The 5,320-nt window shown below is 33.2% G+C and carries 6 protein-coding genes; all 6 read left to right on the forward strand.

The genetic code is table 11. The features are described from left to right. A partial coding sequence (locus ABX784_RS15215; protein WP_372655916.1) for a diacylglycerol kinase family protein occupies window positions 1-655 on the forward strand: 655 nt, incomplete at its 5' end. Between the two features lie 10 nt (window positions 656-665). Then, window positions 666-875: a hypothetical protein gene (locus ABX784_RS15220; protein WP_372655917.1), complete on the forward strand. Its 210-nt coding sequence runs from the start codon at window positions 666-668 to the stop codon at window positions 873-875. Window positions 876-1,022: 147 nt separating this feature from the next. Next, on the forward strand, window positions 1,023-1,436 hold the full coding sequence (locus ABX784_RS15225) for a cold-shock protein (RefSeq protein WP_372655918.1): 414 nt from the start codon (window positions 1,023-1,025) through the stop codon (window positions 1,434-1,436). 138 nt (window positions 1,437-1,574) lie between these two features. Next, window positions 1,575-2,981: a hypothetical protein gene (locus ABX784_RS15230; protein WP_372655919.1), complete on the forward strand. Its 1,407-nt coding sequence runs from the start codon at window positions 1,575-1,577 to the stop codon at window positions 2,979-2,981. A 28-nt stretch (window positions 2,982-3,009) separates the two neighbouring features. Continuing rightward, a complete protein-coding gene (locus ABX784_RS15235; protein ID WP_372655920.1) occupies window positions 3,010-4,392 on the forward strand; it encodes a hypothetical protein in 1,383 nt (460 codons plus the stop codon). Window positions 4,393-4,438: 46 nt separating this feature from the next. Continuing rightward, window positions 4,439-5,212: a tRNA pseudouridine(38-40) synthase TruA gene (gene truA / locus ABX784_RS15240; RefSeq protein WP_372655921.1), complete on the forward strand. Its 774-nt coding sequence runs from the start codon at window positions 4,439-4,441 to the stop codon at window positions 5,210-5,212. Window positions 5,213-5,320: the final 108 nt, after the last annotated feature.

The following is a 5,320-nucleotide window of genomic DNA, read 5'->3' on the forward strand; positions in this document are numbered from 1 at the left end:
TAAAGTAATATACTTTCCTCTTGGGACAGCGAATGATTTCGCAAGATCTTTAAGTCTTAATCCGATTCAACCTGAAGTGAGTATAGTTAAGGATATAGTAAATAATTCTCCCACTGTTACCATTCCAATAATGAGTTGTAATAGTAAGAATTTCATTAACGTAGCAACGGGTGGAGCTCTGGCCCTAATTACTGAGAGTGGCTCTGATATTCTAAAGAATGTTACAGGGAAGTTGAGTTACTATGTTGGAGCTTTAGATGAAATTTTATCTCCACAGGAGTACGAAATAACCTTCAAAACTAAATCATCTAATAAGAGAGTTATTTTAACAAATGGATTCATTATTTCACAAGGTCTATACGCGGGAGGGGGAGTTAAGGTTTCTCCACATATTAGCCCTCTGTTTAAAGAGACATTTAATTTTTTAACACTAGAGTCTAAAGAGTTAGCATCGTCACTAGCAGATATTTTAAAAATTCAACAGAGTGATAGTATTACTGATTTAAAAGAATCGAAAATAATTACTGAAGACTTAGAGGAACTGATTATTCAATCAGAAACAGAATTACCTTTGAAGCTTGATGGGGAAGAGTACACTTCGAAAAAGTTAAAGTTCTCTAAAAGCGGTAAAGAACTTAAGTTTTATTTATACTAAAGGAGTTTATATGAGAATGAATCAAGAAGATCCAAAAAATAATCCAAATAAGCCAAACCATCCCTCTAAAGAACCTAGGCCAAGTAAGCCTTCAGTCCCTAGAGAGGTTCCTCCTGGTGCACCAGATAGGACTCCTGTTGAAGTACCTCCTGAGCAACCAAAAGAAGTTCCAGTTAAAGAGCCACCTAGGCCTAAAGAAAGACCTAAACTTAAAGAATGAATTTAGAAGTATTATCAACTAGATACAGCTTAAAATTGGTGATTTCCTCATTTATAAATGTTATATGGTTCTATTAGTTTCTTTTATTACAGCCTGTTAGGTTGTAGTGTCGGAATAAAATTTAGAATTATATAATAAAGAGGATATATGCCAGAATTTACAGTTATAAGTGTTAAGTACGATACAGTTAAAACTAAAAAGAGAAAGAGAGCAAACTTAATTGTTTCTGCCAAAACTAAAGCCGCAGTCATTGAGAAACTTGAAATGATCCATAAGGGAGATAAGGTTGAATCTATAACTGAAATAGTTTGGGGTGAAGCCGTAGAGAAAAAGAAGAATAAGAAAATAGTTGCAGGTAGAATTTTAACTGGAGTTGTAAAATTCTATGAAGAAGAAAAAGGTTTTGGTTTTATAGAGCCTGATGCCGACGAAGAGGACTTATTTGTACATTCTACTGCTTTAGGCGGTGTAAGACTCTACGAAGGTGACAATGTAGAATATCAAATGAGTCAAGGACCTAAGGGACCAATCGCGATTCACGTTAAACTCATTAAAGACTAAATATCTAATATTTCTGGCAGGTAACTCCTGTTTATCTGCCATAGTACTAATAACCCTCTATACATTTTTCAAGCTCATCGCAACTAATTCTAATTTATGATACGGTGCGTTTATATTGTCGCGTTTACAGAGGTTTATATGGACTTACTTAAGAAGTCAGCAATTGTTCTAATACTTGGTTTAAGCTCAGCCTTTGCTGGTATTGAGCAAGCTCCACCATCTTTTAGCTCTAGTGGAAAGAGAGCCGTGTGGGTTGATTTTATAAAGGCCAAGTATGATTTAACATTTGATATTAATAATAAGAAGGCATCAGCAGTATCTACTATTGAGTTTGAACTAGCTGAAAAAGGATATCCTATTTTCGACTTAGATATAGGGCCAAGAAGTGTTTCAATTGATGGAGTAAGATATTCTCAAAGTGAGATAAAAACTCCAGATAGAGAAAGTAAGGTTAGAATTATAAAGAAAGAACTCCTTCCGGGGAGTTATACATTAAAAATTGAGAATAATATCGTAAATGGTATTAAATTTCGTCGTAAAGATGTTTCAGCAGCTTTCTTTATGAGTGATTTAAAAGATCGAAACTTTCTAGAAAAATATATTCCAAGTAATTATGAGTATGACCAATATAAGATTGAACTCTCTTTGAAAGTACTTGGAGCAAGAAAATCTCACCGCTTATTTACAAATGGAAGCTTAGTTCAGAAATCTGATAACTATTATAAGTACTCTTACCCTGAGTATTTTACATCTTCATCTCTATTTTTTCATTTTGTGCCTGAAAATAAGTTTAAGGTCATAAGCTATACATATGAATCAAAGCTTTCTAATGGTAGTCACTTTCCAGTAACACTTTATTCTAAAACTAATAGATTTAATAAAAAAATGAAGAAAGAAGTTGATTCTGTTTTAAGAGAGTTAGAGCGAGATTACGGTCCTTGGCCTCATCCTCAATTAATACTATACGGAGATGGAGAGTGGAAAGGTGGAATGGAGTACGCTGGAGCGGCTACATCAGCATTTTATTCTATTGGACACGAGTTACAGCATAGCTACTTTGCAAGATCAGTTATGCCTGCTAATGGAAATGCTGGTTGGATTGATGAAGCAGTTGCCAGCTGGAGAGACAACTATTTAAAGTCCGCTAAGAATAATAGCAAGAGTAATGACCTCATTCCTGTAGGTAGATCTCGTAACAGACGTTCGGGAGCAAATTTAGCAAATCATAGCCCTTATAGAAGGGTAACACCTAAGATGTCTTACACAAATGGTAGTGATTTTATCTTTTATTTAGATTCACTATTTTCGCGCGTTCCAGGAAAAAGTGTTAAAAAGTTTTTAAAAATTTATTATCAAAATAGAAAGTATACAACTATTTCAAATAATGACTTTAAGTTAGATCTTGAAAATTATTATGGAGAAACTTTAGACCTATCGTTTAATAAATATATTTTTGGTAATAGTTCTAAGGATAAATCAATAATAAGTGAGGATGATCACTATCATCCAGTACTAAGTAAACAAGAGCTTTTGGATTTAATTTAATCCGTAATGTTCTAACTAGATGAGAATTATGTTCTATTTAAGGTCGTTAATATTCATATTGGTTTTAAATATATCTAGCTCTTATGCTGGATTAGATAAAGCTCCTCCATCATTCATAGTTGACGATAAAAAAGCTATATGGATTGATTTTATAAATGCTAAGTACAATTTATCATTTGATTTAATGTCTAAGAAGTCTACTTCTATCGCAACAATAGAGTTTGAGATTAGAGAGAAAGGTTATCCTATTTTTGATATTGTAGGAAAACCAAGTAGTGTCATAATGGATGGGGTAGGTTATGGGGATATTGAAATCAATACTCCAGGATTTGAAAGTAAGGTTCGAATAATTAATAGAGAGCTCTCTCCAGGTACTTATACAGTTCGTATCGTGACTCCTATATCAAGAGGTGTGAAGTTTGGAAGAGGAAATGTATCTGTAGGGTTCTTTAATAAGGATATGAGAGATAGGCACTTCCTTGAAAGGTATATCCCTACCAATTATGAGTATGACCAATATAAGATGGAGATACTCATAAAGATTATTGGTAGTAGTAAGAAGCATCGCTTATTTACTAATGGTCACCTTGTTGAAACAAGTGGGAACACTTTTCACTTCACTTACCCTGAATATTTCACATCATCATCTCTATACTTTCACTTAGTACCAAAAAATAAATTTAAAGTACTAGAGTTTGTTTATGAGTCTAGGCTTAGAAATGGGAGAGATTTTCCTGTTACTATCTATTCTAAAATGATGAGATTAAGTAGAAAGGTAAAAAAGAAGGTTATCAAAGTTTTGAGAGAGCTTGAAGGTGACTATGGGCCCTGGCCCCATCCAGAGCTTACTTTTTACGCTGATGGGAAGTGGAAAGGTGGGATGGAATATGCTGGGGCAGCAACTTCTGGTTGGTTCGCTATAGGGCACGAGTTACAGCACAATTACTTTGCAAGAGCTGTTATGCCAGCTAATGGGAATGCTGGCTGGGTTGATGAAGCAGTAGCTAGTTGGAGAGACTTTTATACACTTAATAAATTATTTAGTTTTGGCAGAGTGAGAATGAATTATGTTTCCATGAATCTAGGTAATCAAAGTGTTTATAATAGAAAGTCAGATATCCGATCTTATAAAAGTGGACGTTCATTCATTTTCTATTTAGATTCTCTACTAAAAAAGAGTCAAGGGAAAAGCTTTAAGAAATTTTTGAAGAAATATTTTGAAAATAGAAAATACACAGTAATTGATTCAGAAGACTTTCGTCTAGACTTAGAGAGATATTCTGGTCGTAGTTTTAAGAAGCTATTTGATCAATATATTTATGGTTTAGATCATCGGGATAAATCAATTAGCTCTGATGATCATAGTTTTCACACTCCTTTAAGTGATGAAGAGATTTGGGACCTGATTTAGAAGAATTCTACTACAAACCTTAAATATCATGATATCTATAGAATCTATGGAAGAAACCTCAGAATTTATATATAAGTTAATACTTTCTTATAAAGGAACTCACTACTACGGCTGGCAGTCTCAGGCTAAACATGAAGAAACAGTTCAAAATCATGTAGAAAAAGTCATATCAAAGATATCTAGATATAAGGTATCAAAAGTAATTGCTGCAAGTCGAACTGATGCAGGTGTGCATGCTAGCGGACAGGTTTTAAAGGTCACACTACCAAGAGAGATTGAACCAGATATTTTAACTACTGGTATGAATTCGATGCTTCCAAGTGATATTAAAGTTATAAAGAGTGAATTTATTCATAAAGACTTTAACGTAAATCGAGACTCTAAGTTTAAAGAATATCATTATTACTTCACAATTAATCAGAATGAAAATGCAGCCTTCTTTGATTCTACGTATACATTTCCAAAAGAGTTAAACCTTAAAAAAATTCAAGAAGCTTGTAATATTTTAATTGGGGATCATAACTTTAAGAGCTTTTGTGTTCCTGGACCTAATCCTGGTACTCTACATCGTAAAATCTTACAGTGCTCAATTGAGAAGTCTAACTTTCTAACATTCAATACAGATATCTATTACTTAAAAATTCAAGGAGAAGGATTCTTGAGATATATGGTTAGATATTTAATGGGTGCTCTATGGGACATTGGTGTAGGGAAGCTTTCTTTAGAAGATTTTACTCTTTCTTTAAAGAATGGGGAAATGTACGGAGTGAGAACTAAGGCTCCGGCCAGAGGACTTCATTTAATAAATATTGAGTATTAGTATTTATTCATAATAAAAAGTAATTTCTAATAAAATTAATGTAGAATTAGAGCATATACTTATATCTATTATAAAATAATTTTAGAGATATTATGATGCAAGAAAAGA

Origin of the sequence: Halobacteriovorax sp. (assembly GCF_041587335.1) — a bacterium.
Taxonomy (GTDB): Bacteria; Bdellovibrionota; Bacteriovoracia; order Bacteriovoracales; family Bacteriovoracaceae; genus Halobacteriovorax.